This is a genomic window from uncultured Proteiniphilum sp. (genome assembly GCF_937873925.1).
GTDB lineage: Bacteria > Bacteroidota > Bacteroidia > Bacteroidales > Dysgonomonadaceae > Proteiniphilum.
In genome coordinates, this window is record NZ_CALNAT010000073.1 from 1 (window position 1) to 23,350 (window position 23,350).

Here is a 23,350-nt window from a genome sequence, read left to right on the forward strand (position 1 = left end):
ACATTGCGCAAAACGGTTATTTCGTATTACTTTTGTATCTGATTTACAAAGATGGCAAAATTTTGCCTATTTGAAAGTTCCCACGGGTTTTTATTTTTTTTCTTTATCTAAATCCGTTTAGGAATCGGCCTTTTAGTGAAAAATTGTTTTAAATATTTATGACCAAGCTCAGTGTAAATGTAAATAAAGTAGCTACTTTGAGGAATGCCCGCGGTGGGAATATTCCCGACCTGGTGCAGGTAGCTACAGACTGCCAGCTTTTCGGTGCGGAAGGCATTACGGTACATCCCCGTCCGGATCAGCGGCATATCCGCTATACCGATGTCTTCGACTTGCAGGCAAAAGTATATACTGAATTCAATATCGAGGGAAACCCCACTCCGGAATTCATCTCTCTGGTCAGGAAGATCAGGCCCACACAGGTAACGCTTGTACCCGATGCCCATGACGCCATCACTTCCGACGCCGGGTGGGATACCGTTACACACAAGGATTTTCTGACGGATGTTGTCAATGAGTTTCAATCGATGGGAGTACGGACCTCTATTTTTATCAATGCCAGTCCTGAAATGATCCGGATGGCATCGCAAATCGGCACGGACAGGGTTGAACTCTATACCGGGCCGTATGCCGAGGCATACCGCGCAGACAGGGAAAAGGCCATCGCCCCTTTTATTGAAGCGGCTACCCTGGCGAAGAATCTGGGCCTGGGCGTAAATGCGGGACACGACCTGAATCTTGAAAACCTCTCCTATCTTCATATGAATATACCCTGGCTGAAGGAGGTGTCTATCGGCCATTCCCTCATCAGTGACGCACTCTACCTGGGGTTAAAAGAAACAATAAAAGCGTATAAAAATTGTTTAAAAGAACCCCCAGGCGAGGTTTGACAACCCAAATTCACTACCTTTATCCGCAAAACGAAATTGAGAAACTTCTTTTAGAATAAGTACTGAAACGAGCAGAAGAAAAGTTCTTACATAGAAACAGGATTATTGCGAGTTCCATACATCAATAATGTAAATATAAAATAATCGGGTGAAATGAATCTATTGCAAATACCGGTGCCGGCAGATACTGCCCAGGCAATTTACAACACCATGCAACAGGTAGCAACGGCCGAAACCGAAGCTGTTACAATGAATGCTTTCGACCTGGCGCTGAAAGGCGGCTGGTTGATGATTATCCTGCTTATCCTTCTGCTGATGACCATTTATGTCCTCATCGAGAGAACACTGGTCATCAACAAAGCGAGCAAAGAAGACAATTCATTCATGAACCGCATCAAAGATTATATCCTTGACGGAAAAATTGATGCCGCCATTGCTCTTTGCCATAATACCGACACGCCTTCCGCCCGTATGGTGGAGAAGGGTATCTCCCGTCTGGGAAGGCCGACTACCGACGTGATGTCTGCCATTGAGAACCAGGGTAATATCGAGATATCGAAACTGGAAAAAGGATTGCCCGTCCTGGCCACTTCCGCATCAGGCGCCCCTATGGTCGGTTTCCTGGGTACCGTGACGGGGATGGTGAAGGCTTTCATGAGTATGGCAAGTGCCGGAGCCAACGTGAATGTGAATATACTCTCCACTGGTATTTATGAAGCGCTGATAACTACCGTCGGAGGGCTTATCGTGGGAATCATCGCCTTGTTTGCCTACAATTACCTTACCACACGTATCAAGGGAATTGTAAATAGATTAGAGATGAGAATTATGGAGTTCATGGATATCCTCAATGAACCGGCTGCGTAGGGGATAGAAAATTTGGGATTTACAATGTCAGATTGGGGATGTTAGATTTCTAACCCCATTGGCAAAGTGGCACATTGACTCATTAGCACATTAAAATATGGCATTAAAACAACGATTTCACATAGAAACAAGCTTTAACATGGCGTCTATGACGGATATGGTCTTTTTGCTGCTCATTTTCTTCATGATTACATCTACCATTGTAGTGCCTAACGCTATACAGGTATTATTGCCGAGATCGCAGCAGCAAGCTCAGGCTAAGCCTATTACACGGGTAACCATAGACAAGGACCTGAACTATTACGTGGCGAATGCCAATGAAACGGAACGGCAGGTGCCTTTCGAAGCCATCACGCCCTTTCTGCAATCGGTCTATTCGGCCGATCCCACTATTTTCGTGGCCCTCTATGCCGATGAGACCGTACCCTATCGGGAGATTGTGCGGGTGCTCGATATCGCCAATCAGAACCAATTTAAAATGGTGCTGATGACACGACCGAATTAAAAGGAACAACCAATGAGAAAGGCTCCGTCATACCCCAGCCGGCTCAGGAAAAACATAGTGAAGGTTCCTGAAGTCATCGACACCTGTTCGGGGATCAACATCTTCGGACAGTCGCTAAAGTCTTTCTTGTTCAGCACCGATGTCGCTATCATCCGCAATACCAATGCCGACGCCATCATAGCGGTTTATCCGTTTACACCCCAGCCACTTATATCGCACGCACTTATCCTTGCCGCCGATAAACCGATATTCTGCGGCGTAGGCGGAGGGATCACTACCGGGGAAAGATGCATAGAACTTGCTCTCGATGCGGAGTTCCAGGGCGCTCTAGGGGTCATATTGAATAAACCTACACAGAATGATACGATCGAAAAGATGAAAATGAAAATCGATATTCCTATCATCATTACCATCGTATCGGGAAAAGACGATATCAAAGAACGTCTTAAGGCGGGGATAGATATCTTCAATGTCTCAGGGGCGGAAAAAACAGCAGACATTGTGAAAAAGATCAGGGATATAGATGATAATATTCCCATTATTGCCACGGGCGGGAAAACCGAGGTTACCATCCAGCAGGTAATTGAAGCCGGTGCTAACGCGGTTTCCTATACCCCACCCACCACGGCCGAATTGTTCAAGGAAATAATGATACGGTACCGGAGCGAGTAAAAACCGCTCTGTTTAAAGTGTATACAAATAGATATGATCACAAGAGAAAAAACAGCAGGCATAATAGGAACGGTAATTTTTACGGTATTACTCTTCCTCATCCTGTTATTCTCTGTTTTCACATTATCATTTCCTCCCGAGGAACTGGAAGGGATACCGGTGATGTTCGGAACAACGGAGGATGCTTCCGGCATATATGAACCACCCATGAATGAGGTGGTACCCACACCTGTTCAATCGCCCGAGATCCCTCCCCATTCTCCTACCGAACCACTGATCACCCAGACAACGGAACCGACCATCGACGTGCAGGCGGAAAGGGAAGAAGAACGGCGCAGGGCGCAACTGGAGGCGGAACGCAGGGCACAGGAAGAGGCCGAACGAAAACGGCGTGAAGAGGAAGCGCGCAAACGCGAGATCAACCGGCAGATGTCGGGACTCTTCGGGGAAAGTGGGGGAAGCCGCGGCAATACAGAAGGCGAAGGGACGCAGGGAGTTTCCACCGGAAGCGCCACACAGGGCTCACCTACCGGTACTGGCGGGATAGGTTCCTACGACTTGGGAGGACGCAGTCTCGGAAGCGGCGGGCTCGCCCAGCCCCGGTACACCGTGAACGATTACGGTACTGTCGTTGTTAATATTACAGTGGACCCTGCCGGCAATGTGATCCATGCGGAGATCGGACGCGGGACCAATACGCCCAGTGCCACTCTCCGGAACGAAGCACTGCGGGCCGCACGAAGCACTAAATTCAATGCGATCAACTCTGCCAACAACCAGCAGGGGACCATTACTTATCGATTTAATCTCAATTAAAAAAACTGCAATCATGAAGAAAGTAGCCCTCTTTTTGGCAAACGGTTTTGAAGAAATTGAAGCGCTCGCAACCGTGGATATCTTGAGAAGAGCGCAAATATCCGTTGAAACCATATCCGTTTCGGATACGAAAACCGTAACCGGCGCACACGATGTACCGGTCATCGCAGATAAAATCTTTCAGGAAGCCGATTTTTCGGAAGTAGAAGTGTTGGTACTGCCGGGGGGAATGCCGGGTGCAAAAAACCTCAATGAACACGAAGGGTTGAAAGAACTCATCACAAAATTCAACGGGGAAGGGAAACAGATTGCAGCCATCTGCGCCGCCCCCATGGTTTTGGGAGGACTTGGACTGCTCAGGGATAAACGGGCGACCTGCTATCCCGGCTTTGAAGCAGAACTGACAGGTGCACAGACAGTCACTGAGAATGTAGTGGTCGACGGCAATATCACGACGGGGAGAGGCCCCGGACTGGCGTTTGATTTTGCATTAAGACTGGTAGAACAGATCGCCGGCCTCAAGACACGCCAGGAGGTACAAAACGGTCTGCTCCTGTAATCCGCCCTCCGACCGTCCTCTACCCAAACGGGATACTCTTCAATAACCAGCCGCTTATCCCGCATAGGGAACCACTTGAAAAAATTATTCAAAGCTGATTTACCTGAAATTTATGGTGCAAAGAATTGGTTATTAACAAAAAACCGATTATCTTTGCACCGTTTTTTTAGCAATATAATGTCTCACTTATTTAATTGAAATTTATTATTCACACCAAATGACAGAAAATTTAAACAATGTGGCTCCACTGGAAGATTTCGACTGGTCAGCCTATGCTGAAGGTGACTCTTACACCCAGGAAAGCAAAGAAAAGCTTACCGAAAGCTACGACAACACCTTGAACAAGATCAGCGACAAGGAAGTGGTAACAGGTACCGTAACCTCCATGAACAAACGCGAAGTGGTTGTAAACATCGGTTACAAGTCCGACGGCGTGGTATCTATGAATGAGTTCCGCTACAATCCAAAACTGAAAATTGGCGACGAAGTAGAAGTATACATCGAAAGCCAGGAAGATAAAAAAGGACAGTTAATCCTTTCTCACAAAAAAGCACGTGCTTCCCGCTCCTGGGACCGGGTCAATGCCGCGCTTGAAAACAACGAAATTATCAACGGGTACATCAAATGCCGTACAAAAGGTGGTATGATTGTGGATGTATTCGGTATTGAAGCATTCCTGCCGGGATCACAGATCGATGTGAAACCTATCCGCGATTACGACATATTTGTCGATAAGACAATGGAATTCAAGGTGGTAAAAATCAACCCTGAATACAAAAACGTGGTGGTATCGCACAAAGCCCTTATTGAAGAAGAGCTTGAACAGCAGAAAAAAGAGATCATCTCAAAACTCGAAAAAGGACAGGTACTCGAAGGCGTGGTGAAGAACATCACCTCCTATGGTGTTTTCGTCGACCTTGGCGGTGTGGACGGTCTCGTTCACATTACCGACCTCTCCTGGGGACGCATTCAGCATCCCGACGAAGTGGTAAAACTGGATGATAAGATCAATGTAGTAATCCTGGACTTCGACAACGAGAAAAAACGTATCGCACTTGGTCTTAAACAGTTGACTCCTCACCCATGGGATTCGTTGAGCGAAACGCTGAAAGTGGGCGACATCGTGAAAGGGAAAGTGGTGGTGATCGCCGACTACGGGGCTTTCGTGGAGATTGCACCGGGGGTGGAAGGACTGATCCACGTTTCCGAGATGAGCTGGACGCAACACCTGCACAGCGCGCAAGACTTTGTGACCGTGGGCGAAGAGGTGGAAGCGGTCATCCTTACACTCGATCGCGAAGAACGCAAGATGTCTCTCGGTATCAAACAACTGAAGCCCGATCCATGGGAAGATATCGAACAGAAATATCCTGTCGGAAGTACACATACCGCTACCGTACGCAATTTCACCAATTTCGGTGCATTTGTGGAAATTGAAGACGGTGTGGAAGGATTGATCCATATCTCCGACCTCTCATGGACGAAGAAGATCAAACACCCGAGTGAAGTAACAGAGATCGGCGCTCCTATAGAGGTACAGGTGCTGGACATCGACAAGGAAAACCGTCGTCTGAGCCTTGGACACAAGCAATTGGAAGAAAATCCGTGGGATGTGTTTGAAACTATCTTTACGGTCGGTTCCATCCACGAAGGCACTATTATAGAGATGCTCGACAAGGGTGCGGTGGTCTCTCTGCCTTACGGCGTGGAAGGATTCGCTACTCCCAAACACCTTGTGAAAGAGGATAATTCTCAGGCACAGATGGATGAGAAACTGGAATTCAAGGTGATTGAGTTCAATAAAGATGCAAAACGCATCATTGTTTCCCACAGCCGTATTCATGAAGATTTGACAGATGACTTCAGGAAAAAAGGTAAACGCGGCGGCAGAAAAGAAGGCGGGAATGAAACCCCTCCAGCCACGCCGGTAATGGAAAAAACCACCCTGGGTGACATAGAAGAGCTGGCTGCATTGAAAGAAAAGCTGGATAACCAAAAGGTTGAAGCACTGAAAAAAAAAGTAGCCAATGAAGAAGCAAAAGCAGCTGAAGCAAAAGCAGGTGCAGAGGTAAAAGAAGCTGAAACAAAAGCAGAGGCAGAGGTGAAAGAAGTTGAAACAAAACCGGAAGCCGAGGTGGAAGCGAAAGCGGAAGCCAATGAGGTTGCCGGAACTGTAGAGGAAGTAAAGACTGCGGAAGTGACGACGGAAGAGGTGAAATCGGAAGACGAACCCGAAACCGTGAATACTCCGGAATCCGAAACAGAAAAGCCTCAGGCTGAATAATTCTTTTCCTTATAATGTAAAAGCTGTCCGGATCTGATTCCGGACAGCTTTTTTATGGGTAAAAACCATCTGATGTTCATGATAAAAATGAGTTGATTTTTTGCTTTTTGAAAAAAATCGGCCGGCCGATGTAAGAATTTCCCCACTCCCTTCGTCTATATAGTATATGAATGTCCGGCAGTTCCAATATAAGATCCTTTGCCACTCCGATAAATCATATCGGTTGGCGTTATCGATCCTAAAAGACGAAAGCAACGCAAAAGATGCGCTGCAGGAACTTATGATGCGGCTGTGGGAAAAGCGCAACCAGCTGGATGCCATTACCAACCATCAGGCTTTTATACTCACATCGATGCGCAATGTATGCCTCGATATGATCCGGAAACAGATGCACACGGCTGAAATTCCGGCAGATACCGAATACAATGCCCCCGACCCGCATCAGCAAACGGAACAAACCGATATGATAAATCATATCGGCAGCATGATCGATGAACTGCCCGAAATGCAACGAACCATCCTCCGCATGAAAGATGTGGAAGAAATGGAATTGGAAGAGATCGCACAAATAATGTCGATGACGGAAAACGCCGTCACCGTAAACCTCTCACGGGCGCGGAAGAGACTTCGCGATATGATTGTAAGCAACCGACAAAAAGAAAATACAGTATATGAACGGTATAGATAATCTGCTTGAAAAATACTTCAACGGCGTATCGTCGACCGAAGAAGAAAAAAGGCTGAAGAATTATTTCAAAGGAGCCGGCGTTTTACCCGAACACGAAGTATACAGACCGCTTTTCGCCGTCTTCAACAACGAAAGACAGATAAAAGCACCGGTAATGATTTTTCCTTACAAGAAGATCAAGAGACCTGCATTTACACGTCGTATAATTATTCCGGCGGCCGGGGCGGCAGCTGTCGTCCTGTTGGCTATCACACTCTCAACCTTGAACCGCAGGTGCCCGCAACCTGCGGAATATGTGGTTATCGTTAACGGGAAGCAGGTAGTCAACCCGTACAAAGCGCGGCAATACGCCGAAAGCATGTTTTGGGAAGCGGAAAAGATCGTAGAGAGATCGCATCAGCCTTTCCGTGAAGCAGCGGATATGAAAAAGAATCTCAATGCCGAGAAAATCTTAAGGGAAACGGAACAAAAAATAGAGTATATAAAAACAAATCATGCACAATAAAATTCAACACATTATGAAGAAATTATTTTCAATTATGCTCATAACACTGGCATTTTCAGCCGCAGCATCTGCTCAACAGATAGAGAAATTGTTCGATAAATATATGGAAGACGAACGCTTCAATTATATTTATAAAAAAGGAAGTGCCGGTTCTATATTAAACAGAACGGATATGGAAAATCTGAAGACGGACGCATTTAATATACACTTTAAATCGGACCGGAATAAAGAAAATGAGAAAATGCTTATCCTGAATTCTTCCAATGAAAGTTTTCAGAAGAGTTTTCTCGCCGAAGTAGATAAAGCATTGGAAACCGACAAATTTGAAAATACTTCCTATGTACGCAACGGCAAAAGTAACCGCGTATCGGAATACGTACGTAAATCATCCGGCACCCTGGAAGAAGTGCAAGTCATTGAAAACGGCAGCGGAAATATCGTATTGAAATGGGAAATATACACGGTTAATAACAAATAATCAACTGAGACTGAACTCTACTTTTTTTAATATAAATACCTGAACGGGAATGCGGCGTGAGTCATATTCCCGTTATTTTGCTTATCGAAAACATTTTATTCCTACAATTGTTTAAGATACAAGCTAAACCCGACAAAGCCTCAGTTTCGCCATTGATCCGCATTACTAAATTTGACACGCGTGTTTTCAAACAACAAACCATATCGCGATTTTGCTGAATTCTTCTCGGCAAAATTTCCCTGTAAAGTGCAGAAGATATCCGTCAATGCCGGTTTTACCTGTCCCAACCGCGACGGCAGCAAAGGACGTGGCGGGTGTACCTATTGCAATAACCAGAGCTTCAGTCCCGGCTATGGTAGACCAACCAAAAGCATTTCGGAACAATTGGCCGACGGCATCACTTTCTTCTCTCACAAATATCCAGAGATGAAGTACCTGGCCTATTTTCAATCCTATACCAATACCTACGATAGTCTGGATTCCCTTATCCTGAAATACGAAGAGGCACTCTCCTATCCTGGGGTGGTGGGACTGATCGTGGGTACCCGCCCCGACTGTATGCCCGCCGAGCTGCTCGATTATTTTGAAGTGCTTAGCAAAAAAACGTTCGTCATGGTGGAATATGGGGTGGAATCGACACTGAATAAAACATTGGAGAGGGTGAACCGGCAACATACCTACGAGGAATCGGCCGGGATGATCCGGGAAACCGCCGGACGGAATATTATGACAGGCGCACACATGATCCTGGGGCTTCCGGGTGAAAGCACAGAAGATATCCTCTCCCATGCCGACACGCTTTCCCGCCTGCCTTTGACAACATTAAAACTGCATCAGTTACAGATCATTAAAGGGACAGCGATGGCAAAAGAGTTCCGGTTACTGCCCGAATCATTTCACCTGTTCGGGTTGGATGAATATATTGATCTGTGTGTCGATTTTGCGGAACGGCTGAACCCGGCGATTTACATCGAGCGGTTCACTTCCCAGTCCCCAAAAAAACTACTGATCGCCCCTGCCTGGGATCAGAAGAACTATGTGGTAACCGAAAAAATTATAAAACGATTTCTGGAAAGGGAAACCTGGCAGGGGAGACTGTATAGTCCGCAACAGAAGTCCTTCTGACCCGCCGCAATTATTTATGCAGGAGGCGGCTTCTTTTCGCCGGCTCGCTGTTACATCCTGTAATTCCAGCTTCGCTGTGCATATTTGTCTCTCCGTAACTCCTCTATCCTCCCTTTTTCTTCGTCGCAAAAAGTACCGACATGGTTTGTACCTAACAATAATCCCATCTGCCGGGCAAATTGCCGGAAGAACTGCTCAGGTTCCGGGCTACTTCCACGCGTTTTCAAGTATGACCGGATATTTTTCACGGGGCTGGGTACCGAAGCGGTCGCTTTCCTGACCATATCTCTCTTCTCCGCGCTCAGTGCCTTCAGAAGCATCTGCAGGTCGGTGTCATAGAGCAACGTACCGTGATGCAGTTCCCTGCCCCTGGAAAGATGTGATGCCGTACCCGATATCTTGTATCCCTCCAGCCAAAGGTCTTTTCGTTTCCTTATTTCAACGGGTATGTCCAGTACGTGAAGCACTTCCACCACCGGATCGAGAAAACGGGCACTCAGCGGCGCCCCCGTTTTTCCATGGATAAAACTATAATTCAGGTTACCTGTGTCGTGATACACCGCCCCGCCACCAGATAACCGCCGTACAATCCGGATATCGTGCTCAATGCAGAAATCCTGGTCGACCTCGTTCAATACGGCCTGATTGGATCCGATGATGACACTCGGTTCATTGATGTACAGAAATAAAAAATCTTCTCCTGTTTTTGAGAAAAGATGTTCTTCCGCAGCCAGGTTAAATGCTGGTGAGGTTGAGTGGGACAGGATAATATTCATGACATGAAACGAGCAAGAGAATTGTGAATACACAAGAAGGTGATGAATACGACACAACTAAAAAACAAATGATTCTAATTATATGAAATTAAACTGATTGTAGTAACCGATAGTCTCGCGGGTCAGGATATCGAGCTGTGTATAATTTCCCACTTTGACCGGCTGGCGGTATATCAGGTATTCAATCAATGTCTTCATTGCCAGAAACCCCTGATGCTCCGGTTCCTGTCCGATCAGAAAATCAATATATCCGTTTTGCAGACCCCTTACATTGGGGGCCGTGAGGTCCAGACAAACTAACCTGACATCATTGATCCCGTTTCTGGAGAAATAATCAGCAACGATCCCTCCCCGCGAATTGAGTACCACCACTCCTCCGATATCATGATGTGCCTGAAAGAACTGTGACAATTGCTCATCAAACCTTTCCGGTTCCATAGCGAGGAAGGGGATTTTCCGTACACCGTTGGTGATTTTCTTCTCAGTGAGATAATCGTTGAAACCCTGCTTTCTCAATATACTCGTGTTGGCACTCTCGTCCCCTATTCTAACCGCCTGCAACATCCCGATATCACTCCCTGAGGGGATGATGGAAGTAATCAGTTTGGCTACCAGGTAACCGCAGACATAATGATCGGAAGTAAAGAAAGCGAGCGGCGCAGTATTCTCCAGGGGAGAGTCGACAAAAATATAGGGGACATCTTTTTCATCAAGTTGCCTGCACAAATGAACGGTTTCCTCCTTGAAAGTAGGACCAATAATGACCGCATCGGCGTCGATCTGCGCTATCTGGTCATATACCTCCCTGCAGGAATAGATATCGTACTGATTATAGGTATGTATCAAACATTGGACCCGGATATTCTCGAACTCTTCCAACGCATGCGATATACCGGAATGAATGCTCTCCCAGTATTCTCCTTCCATTACATGGGGAGTGGTGATCGCCACCTTGTATTTCCTCTTTAATGATAAGCCGGAGATATGGATATTCGGCTTGTAGTTTACTTTTTTCAGTACCTCTTCAACGGCTATGCGCGCTGACTCCGAGACATTTCCCCTATTATGGAGTATCCGGTCTACCGTGCCTGCCGAGACCCCCGCCATTTCCGCAATATCCTTAATGCGAATTTTTCGTTGCATATCAGGTGGATTTTATAGATATTTGATAAACACAGACATGTTAATGAATAAACAAGATAAGTGCAATTGTTTTTACAAAGTAACAAATTAATTTCCAATTTCTATAAAAATATAGAAATAAGGCGGTTCAGGTATCCTGAAAATATTATTACACAGGCTTGTTGAACTCGAGCATATATTGGGTAGGCGTATAACCGGTTATTTTTTTAAATTGCCTGTTAAAGTTGGAGATGTTATTATATCCTGTCTCGTAGCAAATTTGAGTAATCGTTAATCTTCGTTCCAGCAAAAGTTTACAAGCGTAAGTGATCCGGAGTTCATTGATGTATTGAAAACAGGTTTTATTTGTTTTTTCCAGAAAATAACGGCAGAATGCACTTACATTCATCCCTGCGATATCTGCAATATCTTGCAATGTGATTGTTTTCGTATATTCCCGGTGCAGGAAAGCTTTCACCTTAATGATACGGGGATCTTTATCGTTGGTATTCGCGAGAGTTTCTTCGCTTTCATCCCTCAATAACCTCTTCTCTTGTGAATGGCTCATCAGCGAAAGGATCTTTATCGTCTCCAAAAGTAAATCGATCCCACTCAATTGCAGGGCTTTTGTCATTTTTTTTCTTATTGGCCTGTTCGCATTCTTATCAAAATAAATACCATATTTCGCATCTTCGAGTAAACTTTTTATCTGGGAAAATTCAGGATACTGTTGCAGTGAATACTGGAAAAAATCGTTGGAAAACTGGAGAGTGATAGCGTGTACCCTGTATTTCGAATCGTTTTGATAGTATTGAATATCATTTCTGTACATGTGGGGAACACTACTTCCCAACAACACCAGATCTTCATCAGAAAACAGCTCGACGTTGTTTCCTACAAACCGGGTGCCTGTACTTTTCAAAATATACACAATTTCATACTCTTCATGAAAATGCCAGGGGAATTTGAAATAATCATAGTCGCACCATTTTATCTTGACCGGTGACCCGCTACTCAGGTTCAACTTTTCATGCATTATTTTTGCCATAGCCGTACAATTTAATGCAAATATAGTATTAATAACTGCAAATATCAAATTTGTCGGATATTCATAAATATGAATACATTTGTAAACTGAATAACACCGCCGTTTATCGGCCATAAAACATATAATGAATCATGTTGTTGGAAAGGACTTGGAGATGGTTTGGCATGGGCGATACAATCAGCCTGTCCGATTTAAAACAGATCGGCGTAGAAGGTATCGTCACCTCTCTGCATCACATAAAGCCAGGCACTGCCTGGCATATCGATGACATCCTGCCCGTAAAAAAAATGATTGAACAGGAAGGCCTTATATGGAGTGTTGTGGAGAGTCTGCCGGTATCTGACGATATAAAATTAGGCACAGGCAGCCGGGATGAACATATGGAAAATTACAAAACTTCCCTGGTTAACCTGGCTCAATGCGGTATCAAAACAGTCTGCTACAATTTTATGCCTGTGTTGGATTGGGTAAGGACGGATCTCCGTTACAAAGACAACGATGGCACGGAAACAATGCTGTTTGATTATCACACTTTTGCCGCTTTTGACCTGTACATTCTAAAGAGAGAGGGTGCAACCGATGATTATCCGGAAAGCATTATCCTGAAAGCAAGGGAAATATACGAGTCTATGGATGATGAGGAGAAAGAGGAACTTGCCTACAATATTGTCATCGTTACACAGGGGTTCATTAATAGTGCCGTTGAAGACACCAATGACTATAAATACCTGTTTCTCCATTCGATAGAACAATATAAAAAAATAGGATCAGACAAGTTCAGGGATAATCTTTCCCTATTCCTGAAAGAAGTGGTACCTGTTGCCGAAAGGCATGGAATCCGATTGTGCATCCACCCGGATGACCCCCCTTTTTCTTTATTAGGGCTACCACGCATTGCCAGTACGGTGGAAGACTTTGAGCGGATATTTTCCCAAAACAACTCCCTTGCGAACGGGCTTACTTTTTGTATTGGCTCTTTAGCAGCCCGAAAAGACAATGATTTACTCCAATTTATTGAGAAATTCGGTGAGCGGATTCATTTTGCACATATCCGGAACCTGAAATTTTTAAGTGATCGTTGTTTTTATGAGTCCGGCCATCTGGATGGAGATGTAGATATATACCCGGTCGTGGAGCTATTATTGAAAGAACAATACCGACGGAGAAATGAAGGACGTGAAGATATAAGGATTCCATTCAGGGCAGATCACGGAAAGAAAATGCTGGATGATTTCCATAGAAAATCCAATCCCGGCTATCCACTGGTCGGGCGAATGAGAGGACTATCGGAGATCAGGGGGTTGCAAACGGCAATAGAGCGGATTGTGAAAGGTAAAATAAATCCGTAAAGACGCTCCGAAGCGCTCTCCAGGATAGGAAAACAAATTTAAGATACGATTATTTTCAATAAAAACCAGACATTATATTGATTAAGGAATAAGACTACTGATGATCAGACTTCTAAAATCTTATTGGATATAAACTCTACTCCATAATTTTTTTAACGAAATCAGGAAATGAAACAGAAAAATAGAAACAAACATGTTTGACATATCCGGAAAAGTAGCAGTGGTAACCGGAGCAAGCGGTGTATTAGGGGGAAGTATAGCTGAGTCCCTTATGAAGGCGGGCGTAAAAGTCGTAGCAATGGGGAAAACTAAACAAAATGTGGAGAACAGGTTAAAACTCCTGCAAAAAATACATCCGGAAACCATTGGTTTAACTTGTGACGTGCTTGATAAGAACGCTTTGACAGAGGCTAAAGAAAAGATTTTAAGCAAGTGGGGGAGAATAGATATCTTAATCAACTGTGCCGGGGGAAATACGTGCGGTGCAACCTTAACGGACAAACAATCGGTTTTCGATATGGAAATCGACAGCTGGGACGAGGTGGTAAATTTGAATATGAACGGAACTGTATACCCGTCATTAATTTTCGGAAAAGTAATGGCGGACCGGAACGAAGGAGTTATTATAAATGTATCTTCAATGGCAGCATATCTATCCATCACCCGGGTTCCCGGATATTCTGCTGCAAAAACGGCAATTAATAACTTCACCCAATGGATGGCAATGGAAATGGCCTTAAAGTTCAGTGATAAAATCAGGGTCAATGCTATTGCTCCCGGCTTTTTTATAGGTAATCAAAACAGGAATGTATTGATTAATCCGGATGGAACTTTAACGGAACGAAGCCAAAAGGTCATCGCAAAAACCCCCATGAAACGTTTTGGAGATATCACGGAGCTTAACGGAGCCGTGCAATTTCTTTGCTCAGATGCCGCCAGTTTTATTACCGGCACCATAATACCCATTGACGGCGGTTTTAGCTGCTATAGTGGAGTATAAAAATCAGCGGATCGAATAATTTCTGCAAATTTTATACCTGTATATGCAAAAATAATATTTTCTTTTAACAAAATACTAAGGTATTTTTGTAATCTGAGCCTTAATGAAAATTAATTGTATTGAAGATTTATCCCAACTGTCCACGTACAACAAATAAGGCCGATATTATGGAATATAAGCATTTTTATTAAAAATGACGGAGGAAATGGAAACAGCTGAATAAGTTCAAGCTTGTCTGTAAATAGCAACTTACGGAAATATTGTGTAAATCTAAACAAATCAGAGAAATGAAAAGAAAAACTTCAAATCTATCAAGAGGAATGTTATTCACATTTGTGTGGATATCTTCTTTATATGTATCTGCTCAAACGATTAACGTTTCTATTAATATTAAAGAATCCTGCATTGATATGCCGGTCTCGGTTTCAGTGGATGATTTAATGGGTAATATAAACAGTGAAACGTTAATACTATATGAGATCACTCCATCAGGACAAAAATTCATACACAGCCAGTTAGAATCAGATTATACTTCTCGCCTTTGGTTTATATTAGAAGGTTTTTCCGCAAAAAATTCAACAAGGAATTTCGTGCTTAAATTTCAGGAGCGGGATTCTCTCAATAAGTTGAATACTGATATTCATATTTATAAATCGGGAGAAAACCTCACCCTCCGTCAGAAAGAGCAGCAGATTTTAAGCTATCGTTTTGGCACGATGTACCCACCCGAGGGGGTTGATCCTTTGTTTAAGCGCTCAGGATTCATCCATCCCCTGTGGTCTCCGGGAGGTGAAGTATTAACCCGTGTGCAGGCTCCCGATCATTATCACCATTATGGTATCTGGGGGCCGTGGACGTTAACTCACATAAATGACCGGAAAGTCGATTTCTGGAATTTGTATGAAGGCCAGGGAACGGTGAAGTTTGCAGGCTTCCTGTCCGAAACAACCGGAAGTGTATTCTCAGGTTTTCGCGCGTTGCAGCAACATATTGATTTTGGGGCAAAGGGAGAAGACCAGATAGCGATCAATGAGAGTCTGGATGTGAGAGTCTGGAACATAAACGACAAGGTAAGGGTCATTGACTACACCACTATATTAAATACGCCATTGCCGAACGGTATCATGCTCGACGCATACAGGTATGGAGGTGGTATTGGTTTCAGGGCAACAGAAAAATGGACGAAGGATAACTCCACTGTGCTGACATCTGAAGGGAAAACAAGGATAGATGCGGATGGCAGCAACGCGCGTTGGTGTATTGTGGAAGGGGAATCGGAAGTAAAGGAAGGCCGGTCAGGCATTCTCTTCCTGAGCCATCCCTCAAACCGTGCACATCCCGAGCCTATGCGTGTTTGGCCGATGGATGCAAACGGAGGCAGAGGCGACATGTACTTCGAATTTACCCCCATTCGCCATGAATCGTGGGAACTGCAAAAAGGAAATAACTATGTTCTTAAATACAGGATGATAGTCTTTGATGGAGAAATCGACAAAGAGACTGCAGAAATGTATTGGAACGGTTTCTCTTTGACACCGGAAATTAAAATCAATTCAAAAAATAAATTATAAGCACATGAGAAAGATCGTATTATTTATTCTTATTACCGGATTTATTCATAATGTCGCCTTTCCCCAATCGAAAGTAACTGCGAAAAAAACAGGGGATAAAATTGAGATAACAATAAACGGGAACCTGTTCACGAATTATATTATTTCGGAACATGAGAAATATCCCTTTTTCTTTCCGGTGAATGGTCCTTCGAATGCTTCCGTAACCTCAATGCGCAATGCAAATTACCCGCATCATAGTTCACTCTTTTTCGGGTGCGACAGGGTAAACGGAGGCAATTACTGGCAGGAGGGCTTGGAGAGGGGACAGATTATTTCCTTAAGGGCCGATATTATTGAGACAGGGAATGAGAAGGCAGTGATCGAGAACGAATGCATCTGGAGGCGTCCCGGCGCCGATGCTCCCATAAAAGACAAACGTATCATTACTATTTCCGCCCCATCAAAAGGCAAATTCCAAATCGATTTTGATGTCACGATGGAAATGTTGATGGATGTGGCGATTGACAAAACAAACCACTCGCTGTTCAGCGGACGTATAGACCCTGACCTGGCAGTGATCAACGGAGGAACAATGATCAATGCCGAAGGGGAAACCGGAGAAAAAGCTACTTTCGGGAAACGTTCCCCGTGGATAGACTGTCATGGGAAAAGGCAAGGGAAAACGGAAGGAATGGCTATCCTGCAACACCCTTCCAACGACTGGTACCCCGCTCCATGGTTCACGCGCGATTATGGTTTCTTCTCCCCCACCCCTATGTACTGGCCGGAGAATGATAAAAATACCACGCTGAAAAAGGGGGAAGTGATCAAACTCAGGTACCGGGTGCTTGTGCACAGCGGCGACCACATCGAGGCCGGAATAGCCGGGGAATTTGAAAAATACAAATCGGAAACTAATGTGCCAATGTGAATAATTAGCAATTATAATTTATCATTCAATCCAAAAAATAATCAAATGAAACGAGCATGTAAACCATATTCACTAAAAATCATGATTAAAAGCGAGTTCCATACACCATAAAGAAAAAATGAAATAATCGTATGAAAAGAAGAATATTTATAAAAAAAGCAGCGGCAACAGCGGTGGGGGCAGCAGTTTTTCCTGCCATTGTTCCTTCATCGGTGTTCGGTAAAAATGCACCGAGCAATAAAATCCATATCGGACAGATTGGTTGTGGCAGGATTGCCCGTGACCACGACATGGCGGAAACGATAAAATATGACAAAGCGCAATTTGTGGCTGTTTGCGATGTAGACAGCAAACGTCTTGCGGATGGGAAAAAGTACATGGATGAGTATTACGCGAAAAAGACCGGTAAAAACTCCTACTCAAACGTGAAGACGTACGAAAACTACATCGATTTGCTGGCGGACAAAGACATCGATGCCGTAATTATCAGTACACCGGATCATTGGCATGCGGAACCCGCCATCCGTGCTGCTTTGGCTAAAAAGGACATATATCTGCAGAAACCTACGTCACTCACTGTGGAAGAAGGCCGGCTTTTAAGCGATGTAGTACGCCGTCAAAATGTGATCCTCCAGGTAGGAACGCAGCAACGCTCATCCCCACAGTTCAGGATTGCGGCGGAACTGGTAAGAAACGGGAGGATCGGCAAGCTCCATACCGTGAAAATAGGATTACCCGGTGACCCTTCCGGCCCTGAAGCAAGTGAAATGCCTGTTCCGAAGAATTTGAATTACGATATGTGGCTCGGGCCAACCCCCGAAGTATATTATACCGAAATCAGGGTTCATCCCCAAAACAACTATGGACGCCCCGGATGGTTGCGTTGTGAACAATTCGGTTCGGGTATGATTACCGGATGGGGACAGCATCATTTTGAATCGGCTGCATGGGGCATGGATACGGAGTACACCGGCCCTGTTACTGTGGAGGCTATCGCGCAATTCCCCAAATCGGGACTATGGGACGTGCATGGCGATTTTATGGTAAAAGCCGAGTATGCAAACGGAATAACCATGTACACAAGCGGCGGTTATCCCAACGGGATCAGGTATGAAGGAACCAAAGGATGGATTTTCGTTTCCCGGGGTAGTTATGTCGCATCTGCAAGTGATCCGGTAGCTCAGGGAAATAATGCAAAAGCGTTGGATGCCAGTGATCCGAAAATTTTGACTTCAGAAATCGGTGAAAATGAAATTCACCTGTACAAGAGTGACAATCAACACGGGAATTGGCTTGACTGTATAGAATCAAGAAAAGAACCCATATCACCGGTAGAAATCGGACATCGCGCCTGCACCATCTGCCTGATCAGTCACATTGCAATGAAAATTCCAGGCAGGCTGGAATGGGATCCGAAAATCGAGAAATTCAAAAACAGTGAATTGGCAAACTCAATGTTGAAAAGGCCGCAAAGAGCCCCATACGGTACGGATTATATTAAATTTTAAAGGAGTGAAGCAATGAGAAATATTCTTTATCAATTGGTGATTATTCTTGGAGTCCTCTTATTCTTTTCATGCAATATGCGTAAAGACACAGAAAAAGAACAGTCGTCGACTATTTTTACCGGACAGGATGGAGAGATCAGGCTAGTGGTATTGGATCCAGGTCATTTCCATGCCAGCCTCCTTCAAAAATTTCCACAGCGTCAGGTCAACGATACTGTGTACGTTTATGCTCCTGAAGGTAATGAGCTTGATCAGTACCTGGCCAGTATTGAAAGTTACAACCAACGCCCGGAAAACCCGACCAATTGGCAGATACAGCGATATTCCGGGGAAGATTATCTCGAGAAGATGATTGAAGAGAAAAATGGAAATGTAGTGATACTCGCCGGAAATAACAGGAAGAAAACCGAGTATATTTTCCAGTCGCTCAATGCCGGGTTCAATGTCCTTTCAGATAAACCGATGGCAATTAATAAAGAAAATTTTAATTTATTGGTGACTTCTTTTGATTGTGCACGTACACACAACATTCATTTATTGGATGTTATGACTGAAAGGAACGAAATCATCAATACACTTACGCGTGAACTTGTGAACAACAAAGAGTTATTCGGAGAACTTCAATCCGGCACACCCGATGATCCTGCCATTGTGATGGAAAGTGTACATCATTATTACAAGGAAGTTTCCGGAAGTACATTGGTTCGGCCGGCTTGGTTCTACGATGTGGAACAACAAGGGGAAGGAATTGTGGACGTATCGGTACACTTGGTCGATCTTATCAACTGGCAGTGTTTTCCTGATCAAGTGATTGATCATACAAGCGATGTACAAATGACAGGAGCGAGTCATTGGCCCACCAAATTGACCCTACAGGATTTTTCCCGGTCTACAAAGTTGAATGCTTTCCCCGATTTCCTGCAGAAATATATCAATAATTCCGTGTTGGAAGTTTTTGGTAACGGAAAAATTGATTATCAGGTAAAAGGAAAAAATATATCGGTTACCGTTCTGTGGAATTATGAAGCACCCAAAGGGGGTGGTGACACGTACAATGGGCTCATAAGGGGAACAAATGCATCTATTGAGATAGTACAGAATCAATCGGTAAACTATATCAAAGAATTATTTATTCAAAAAGAGGAGTCTTTTGATGAGCAAACTTTCGATTCTAATATAATGAAAACGATAACAGACTTACAGAAATCATATCCATGGTTATCGGCTGAGAAAGTTTCGAAAGGAAGGTACCAGATTATTGCTCCTGTGGAATTCAGGAAAGGACATGAAGACTATTTCGGGATGGTAGCCGAAAAATATTTCGGATATCTTGTTAACCGGGATATGCCGGAGTGGGAAATATCAAATACCATAGCCAAATATTACATAACGACAACCGCGTTAGAAATGGCGCGGAAGGGGCATTGATTTTTGAAAATTATTTTTGCCACTATTATTATTATTCTATTTTTTATTATATTATATCTCATTAAAAACACAAGAATGAAAAAGGAAAATTCATTAAAATTAAAGGGCGGATTTCTATTTATATTTATATGGGTGGCATCCTCTATAATGTTAGCCCAAAACATCACCGTAAGAGGGACGGTCGTTGATACGCAAAATGAGCCTCTACCAGGTGTAACGATCACAGTCGTGGGTTCCACGAGAGGTGTTATTACCGACATAGACGGCAATTATTCTATTACAGTCTTGCCGACCGACAGACTTCAGTATTCTTTTGTAGGGTTGGAGACAAAAATTGTTCCTGTTGATAACCAAACGGTACTGAATGTTGTATTAGAAGAGCAGGCAGATATGCTGGACGAGATTACTGTTGTAGCTTTTGCCCAACAGAAAAAGGAAAATGTCGTCGGCGCGGTTACCACCATTAATCCCAGCGAACTTAAAGTACCTTCGAGTAACTTAACCACTGCCCTGGCCGGGCGGGTGGCAGGAGTAATTTCCTATCAAAGGAGCGGGGAACCCGGGATGGATAATGCCGACTTTTTTATCCGGGGGGTAACCACTTTCGGTTATAAGAAAGATCCGCTTATCCTTATCGACGGGATTGAAAGTACATCCACAGACCTGGCGCGTTTACGAACGGATGACATTGCCAGTTTCTCCATCCTGAAAGACGCTACCTCTACATCCCTTTATGGCAGCCGTGCAGCAAACGGGGTGATCCTGATCAAAACCAAAGAGGGAAAAGAAGGACCAGCGAAAATATCTGTCCGGGTAGAAAACTATCTTTCTGCCCCCACCAGGAACGTGGAACTGGCAGACCCCATTACCTATATGAATATGCACAACGAGGCTGTCCTCACGCGGGATCCGCTGGGGATATTGCCTTATTCCAAACAAAAGATCGACAACACCGCTGCCGGATTAAACAGGTGGATGTATCCGGTGACCGACTGGAGAGAAGAGTTGATCAAGGATTACACGATGAACCATACCGTCAACCTGAACGTAAGCGGAGGGGGTACAGTGGCACGGTACTTCGTAGCAGGAGGATTCACCCAAAACAGCGGGCTGCTGAAAGTCGATCAACGGAACAATTTTAACAGTAATATAGATTTAAAGACTTATTCCGTCCGCACTAATGTAAACGTGAACCTGACCCAAACCACGCGGTTGGATGTAAGGGTGAACGCTACATTCGATGAATACACAGGCCCGATCAGCGGGGGTGAGCAAGTTTACAGGAATGTGATGCGTACCAATCCCGTTATGTTCCCCCCTTATTATGAGCCGGACCAAGAACATGCCTATGTGCAGCATATCCTGTTTGGGAACTTTGATGATGGTACCGGGACTCCCTACCTTAACCCTTATGCCGAAATGATAAGAGGTTATAAAACCTACTCCCGGTCGGTAATGATGGCCCAATTCGAATTAAGGGAAGATCTCGGCAGATTTTTAGAGGGACTCCAGTTTCGTATCATGGCCAATACAGGCAGAAATACCTATTTTGAAACAGAAAGGGCATACAGACCTTTTTACTATCAGGCAAGCAGTTATAACAGGTTAACAGATACTTTCAAGCTGACGTTACTGAATGAAGACACAGGTACCGAATACCTCTCTTACCAACCGGGGAGTAAAGACGTGACAGCCAGTTTTCAAGCGGAATCGGCGCTCAGTTATGACCAGACCTATAACGACAAGCACACGGTAAACGGCTTGTTCGTCTTTATAGCACAAAACCAGGTTACCGGCAACGCCGCCAACCTGGAATCTTCCCTTCCTTTCCGGAACGTGAATTTAGCCGGGAGAGCTACCTATACATATGATAACCGGTATAATGTGGAGTTAAATTTCGGGTCCAATGCTGCCGAACGCTTTCATAAAAAGCATAGATGGGGTTTCTCTCCTTCTGTAGGATTCGCCTATATGATCTCTAACGAGAAATTCTGGGAACCGCTCAAAGATGTGATGAACAGCTTCAAGATCAGAGGGACATACGGTTTATCCGGAAATGACGCAATCGGGTCTCCCACTGACCGTTTCTTTTATCTCTCGAGTGTGAATATGAATGACCCCAACAGAGGGGCTATCTTCGGAAGGGACAACAGTTATAGCCGGCCAGGGATATCAATTTCCCGGTATTCCGATCCTGAAATCACGTGGGAGGTCGCTGCAAAACCCAATTTGGGGCTGGATATTGGCCTTTTTAACCAATTCCAGATACAGTTGGATATCTATAAAGAAACCCGGAGCAATATTTTGCAATCCCGCGTATCTACCCCCGCGGAAATGGGTTTGTCGGCAATACCCCAGGCCAATATAGGGAAGGCGGAAGGAAAAGGGATCGATATTTCGGTAGATTATAACAAAATATTCAATAAAGATCTCTGGGTGCAGGGACGGTTCAATTTCACCTATGCAAAAAGTAAATTACTGATATATGAAGAATATTATTACAACGATATTGCCCCCTGGAGATCCCGTATCGGTTATTCCATCAATCAACAGTGGGGATATCTGGCGGAACGCCTGTTCGTAGATGATGAAGAGGCAGCCAAATCGCCACGCCAGAACTTCGGAGAATATGGGGGAGGAGACATCAAGTATCGGGACATGAATAACGACGGGCAGATTACGGAGTTAGATCTGGTGCCGATCGGATATCCCACCGAACCTGAAATTGTATATGGTTTCGGATTTTCCGCCGGGTATAAGGGTTTTGATTTTTCCACGTTTTTCCAGGGGTTAGCCAGGGAATCATTCTGGATAGACGCCAGTGCCACCGCTCCTTTCAGGCAGTTTTACTATAGCAATGATGCATTAAACGGATGGCCGCAAAACCAGTTATTGAAAGCGTATGCTGATGACTATTGGTCGGAAGATAACCAGAATATCTATGCTTTATGGCCCCGTCTTTCTGTATCAAGCGCCGGGCATGGTAATAACGCCCAGCCCAGTACATGGTTTATGCGGGATGGCAGTTTCCTCCGGTTGAAACAAGTAGAGGTTGGCTATACACTACCGAGCCGGGTATCGAAAAAGGCTCGTATGGAAAGTTTCAGGATCTATGTCAGCGGTACCAATTTACTGAGTTGGAGCAAGTTCGATCTCTGGGATGTGGAGATGGGGGGTAATGGGCTCGGTTACCCCGTACAAAGAGTGTTTAATTTAGGAATTCTATTAAATTTTTAAAACAATGAA

Annotated in this window: 21 protein-coding genes; 18 read left to right on the forward strand and 3 right to left on the reverse strand. The window is 44.4% G+C overall.

Annotated elements, in window-relative coordinates:
• The first annotated feature begins 158 nt into the window (after positions 1–158).
• From Q0502_RS05240 to Q0502_RS05290, 11 genes are all read left to right on the forward strand, one after another.
• Positions 159–890, forward strand: coding sequence for a pyridoxine 5'-phosphate synthase (locus tag Q0502_RS05240; protein ID WP_298648028.1), 732 nt, complete (start codon positions 159–161; stop codon positions 888–890).
• Between the two features lie 210 nt (positions 891–1,100).
• Positions 1,101–1,757 (forward strand): MotA/TolQ/ExbB proton channel family protein, encoded by a 657-nt coding sequence (locus Q0502_RS05245; RefSeq protein ID WP_298648124.1) that lies wholly within the window; start codon positions 1,101–1,103, stop codon positions 1,755–1,757.
• Positions 1,758–1,854: 97 nt separating this feature from the next.
• Positions 1,855–2,262 (forward strand): biopolymer transporter ExbD, encoded by a 408-nt coding sequence (locus Q0502_RS05250; RefSeq protein WP_298648031.1) that lies wholly within the window; start codon positions 1,855–1,857, stop codon positions 2,260–2,262.
• Positions 2,263–2,274: 12 nt separating this feature from the next.
• On the forward strand, positions 2,275–2,934 hold the full coding sequence (locus Q0502_RS05255) for a hydrolase (protein WP_298648034.1): 660 nt from the start codon (positions 2,275–2,277) through the stop codon (positions 2,932–2,934).
• A gap of 33 nt (positions 2,935–2,967) precedes the next feature.
• Positions 2,968–3,750, forward strand: a complete 783-nt coding sequence (locus tag Q0502_RS05260) for an energy transducer TonB (RefSeq protein WP_298648037.1) — start codon at positions 2,968–2,970, stop codon at positions 3,748–3,750.
• A gap of 13 nt (positions 3,751–3,763) precedes the next feature.
• Positions 3,764–4,309 carry a DJ-1 family glyoxalase III gene (locus Q0502_RS05265; RefSeq protein ID WP_298648040.1) on the forward strand — a complete coding sequence of 182 codons (546 nt, stop codon included), beginning with the start codon at positions 3,764–3,766 and terminating at the stop codon, positions 4,307–4,309.
• A gap of 217 nt (positions 4,310–4,526) precedes the next feature.
• On the forward strand, positions 4,527–6,593 hold the full coding sequence (rpsA, locus tag Q0502_RS05270) for a 30S ribosomal protein S1 (RefSeq protein WP_366521764.1): 2,067 nt from the start codon (positions 4,527–4,529) through the stop codon (positions 6,591–6,593).
• A 166-nt stretch (positions 6,594–6,759) separates the two neighbouring features.
• Positions 6,760–7,281, forward strand: coding sequence for a sigma-70 family RNA polymerase sigma factor (locus tag Q0502_RS05275; RefSeq protein ID WP_298648043.1), 522 nt, complete (start codon positions 6,760–6,762; stop codon positions 7,279–7,281).
• A complete protein-coding gene (locus Q0502_RS05280; RefSeq protein ID WP_298648045.1) occupies positions 7,265–7,786 on the forward strand; it encodes a hypothetical protein in 522 nt (173 codons plus the stop codon). The genes Q0502_RS05275 and Q0502_RS05280 overlap by 17 nt, the downstream gene beginning before the upstream one ends.
• Before the next feature lie 13 nt (positions 7,787–7,799).
• On the forward strand, positions 7,800–8,264 hold the full coding sequence (locus Q0502_RS05285) for a hypothetical protein (protein WP_298648047.1): 465 nt from the start codon (positions 7,800–7,802) through the stop codon (positions 8,262–8,264).
• Between the two features lie 180 nt (positions 8,265–8,444).
• Positions 8,445–9,389, forward strand: coding sequence for a TIGR01212 family radical SAM protein (locus Q0502_RS05290; RefSeq protein WP_298648050.1), 945 nt, complete (start codon positions 8,445–8,447; stop codon positions 9,387–9,389).
• Positions 9,390–9,439: 50 nt separating this feature from the next.
• On the opposite strand, the gene Q0502_RS05295 is transcribed toward Q0502_RS05290, so the two are convergent.
• The 3 genes from Q0502_RS05295 to Q0502_RS05305 form a co-directional block, all read right to left on the reverse strand.
• A complete protein-coding gene (locus Q0502_RS05295; RefSeq protein ID WP_298648053.1) occupies positions 9,440–10,165 on the reverse strand; it encodes a lipoate--protein ligase family protein in 726 nt (241 codons plus the stop codon).
• Positions 10,166–10,243: 78 nt separating this feature from the next.
• A complete protein-coding gene (locus Q0502_RS05300; RefSeq protein ID WP_298648055.1) occupies positions 10,244–11,308 on the reverse strand; it encodes a substrate-binding domain-containing protein in 1,065 nt (354 codons plus the stop codon).
• 148 nt (positions 11,309–11,456) lie between these two features.
• The gene (locus Q0502_RS05305; RefSeq protein ID WP_298648058.1) at positions 11,457–12,335 is read right to left on the reverse strand and encodes an AraC family transcriptional regulator; all 879 of its coding nucleotides are present in this window, start codon (positions 12,333–12,335) and stop codon (positions 11,457–11,459) included.
• 131 nt (positions 12,336–12,466) lie between these two features.
• Here Q0502_RS05305 and uxuA point away from each other — a divergent pair, with 131 nt between their 5' ends.
• The 7 genes from uxuA (at position 12,467) to Q0502_RS05340 (ending at position 23,341) form a co-directional block, all read left to right on the forward strand.
• Entirely contained in the window at positions 12,467–13,684 is a 1,218-nt protein-coding gene (uxuA, locus tag Q0502_RS05310; RefSeq protein ID WP_298648060.1) for a mannonate dehydratase, read from the forward strand.
• A gap of 193 nt (positions 13,685–13,877) precedes the next feature.
• Positions 13,878–14,684, forward strand: a complete 807-nt coding sequence (locus Q0502_RS05315; protein ID WP_298648062.1) for an SDR family oxidoreductase — start codon at positions 13,878–13,880, stop codon at positions 14,682–14,684.
• Between the two features lie 590 nt (positions 14,685–15,274).
• Positions 15,275–16,255, forward strand: coding sequence for a PmoA family protein (locus Q0502_RS05320; protein ID WP_298648065.1), 981 nt, complete (start codon positions 15,275–15,277; stop codon positions 16,253–16,255).
• Between the two features lie 4 nt (positions 16,256–16,259).
• A complete protein-coding gene (locus Q0502_RS05325; protein ID WP_298648067.1) occupies positions 16,260–17,168 on the forward strand; it encodes a PmoA family protein in 909 nt (302 codons plus the stop codon).
• 131 nt (positions 17,169–17,299) lie between these two features.
• Positions 17,300–18,676 carry a Gfo/Idh/MocA family oxidoreductase gene (locus Q0502_RS05330; RefSeq protein ID WP_298648070.1) on the forward strand — a complete coding sequence of 459 codons (1,377 nt, stop codon included), beginning with the start codon at positions 17,300–17,302 and terminating at the stop codon, positions 18,674–18,676.
• Between the two features lie 12 nt (positions 18,677–18,688).
• The gene (locus Q0502_RS05335) at positions 18,689–20,104 is read left to right on the forward strand and encodes a putative oxidoreductase C-terminal domain-containing protein (protein WP_298648073.1); all 1,416 of its coding nucleotides are present in this window, start codon (positions 18,689–18,691) and stop codon (positions 20,102–20,104) included.
• Positions 20,105–20,179: 75 nt separating this feature from the next.
• On the forward strand, positions 20,180–23,341 hold the full coding sequence (locus tag Q0502_RS05340) for a TonB-dependent receptor (protein ID WP_298648076.1): 3,162 nt from the start codon (positions 20,180–20,182) through the stop codon (positions 23,339–23,341).
• The last annotated feature ends 9 nt before the right edge of the window (positions 23,342–23,350 follow it).